The organism is Kitasatospora sp. NPDC047058 (genome assembly GCF_040643935.1).
Taxonomy (GTDB): domain Bacteria; phylum Actinomycetota; class Actinomycetes; order Streptomycetales; family Streptomycetaceae; genus Kitasatospora.
Genome location: NZ_JBEYVJ010000789.1, coordinates 1 through 1,780, shown reverse-complemented (window position 1 = coordinate 1,780; position 1,780 = coordinate 1). Strand labels below are relative to the sequence as shown.

Below are 1,780 nucleotides of genomic sequence, written 5' to 3'. Positions count from 1 at the left end.
CGGTTCCGGACCGTGCCGTTCGGCGCCGCCGCGGGCGGTCTCACCCCGCGCGTCGGCCTCACCCCGGTCTCCTTCGGTTACCGCCGCCGCGCCACCGGGGCCGTCGGGGCCGGCGAGGCGGGGGAGCCGGCCTTCACCGGCACCGGGGCCCGCGTCGACTGGATGCTGTTCAACCGGACCGCCCGCAACACCCTGCACATCCAGGTCGTCGACGCCCCCGACGGCTGCCTGCTCAGCCTTCAGCACGACCCGTCCGTCCTGCCCCCCGAGGCGGCGCAGCGGATCGCCGGACACCTCGAGAACCTGCTCGCCGCCGCCACCGCCGACCCGGCCACCCCCGTCGACGCGCTGCCGCTGCTCGGCGCCGATGAACTCCACCTGGTCACCCGGGCCTGGAACGACACCGCCCGCCCCTACCCGGCGGACCGCACCGTCGTCGACCTGTTCGACGCGCAGGCCGAGGCCGCCCCGCAGGCCGTCGCCGTCACCGCCGCCGACGCCACCCTCGACTACCGCGGCCTGCGCGAGGAGTCCGTCGCCCTCGCGGGCCGGCTGGCCGCCCTCGGCATCGGCCCCGGCTCCCTGGTCGCCCTCCACCTCGGCCGCACCTCCCGGCTCCCGGCGGCCCTGCTCGCCGTGCTCCGCACCGGAGCCGGCTACCTGCCGCTCGACCCCGGCTACCCGGCCGACCGGCTGGCCTTCGTCCTCGCCGACTCCGGCGCCGCCCTGCTGCTCACCGACGGCGACCTGGCCGCCGAGGTCGCGGCCGCCGCACCCGTGGTGCTGCGTCTGGACGAGCCGGTGAGCCCCGGCGCCGCGGTCGAGCCGACCACCGCGCCCGGCCCGGAGGACCGTGCGTACGTCCTCTACACCTCCGGATCGACCGGTGTGCCCAAGGGCGTCGAGGTCGGGCACCGGGCGCTGGTCAACCTGCTCGGCTCCTTCGCCGACCGGCTCGGCTCCGGCGCGGACCACGTCTGGCTCGGCCTCACCTCGCTCTCCTTCGACATCTCCGGCCTCGAGCTCTACCTGCCGCTGGTCACCGGAGGGCGGCTGGTGCTCGCGCCGGACGGGCTCGCCCTGGACGGCCCGGGCCTGAACGCCCTGATCCGCCGCGAGGGCGTCACCCACGTCCAGGCCACGCCGTCCGGCTGGCGGGTGATCCTGGCCGGTACGGATCCGGAGCAGGGCGCGGCCGCCGTCACCGGCCTGGTCGGCGGTGAGGCCCTGCCGCTGCCGCTCGCCCGCAGGCTCCGGGCGCACACCGCGCGGCTGCTGAACGTCTACGGGCCCACCGAGACCACCGTCTGGTCGACCTGCGCGGAGGTCCCCGCCGAACCGGAGCGGGTGGGCATCGGCCGCCCGATCGCCAACACCCGGGCCTACGTGCTCGATCCGCACCGCCGCCCGCTGCCCGTCGGCGTCGCCGGCGAACTGTACCTGGGCGGCGACGGCGTCGCCCACGGCTACCTGGGCCGGCCCGGACCGACCGCCGAGCGCTTCGTCGAGGACCCGTTCGGCCCGCCCGGCTCCCGGCTCTACCGGACCGGCGACCTGGCCGCCTGGACGGCGGAGGGGGAGCTCGACTTCCTCGGCCGGACCGACCACCAGGTCAAGATCCGCGGGCACCGGATCGAGCTCGGCGAGATCGAGGCCCGGCTGCTCGACCACCCGGCCGTCGCCGAGGCCGCCGTCACCGTCGGCCGGGACGCCGACGGCGAGCCCCGCCTGCTCGCCCACCTGGTCGCCGACCCGTCGGCCGGGGGGACCCCCCCCCCCC

At 77.4% G+C, this 1,780-nt stretch carries 1 protein-coding gene; it reads left to right on the top strand.

Features of this window, described 5'->3' with window-relative positions; genetic code table 11:
- Positions 1 to 1,780 (top strand): amino acid adenylation domain-containing protein (locus tag ABZ885_RS40510; RefSeq protein WP_360200121.1); only part of this gene is annotated, 1,780 nt, incomplete at both ends.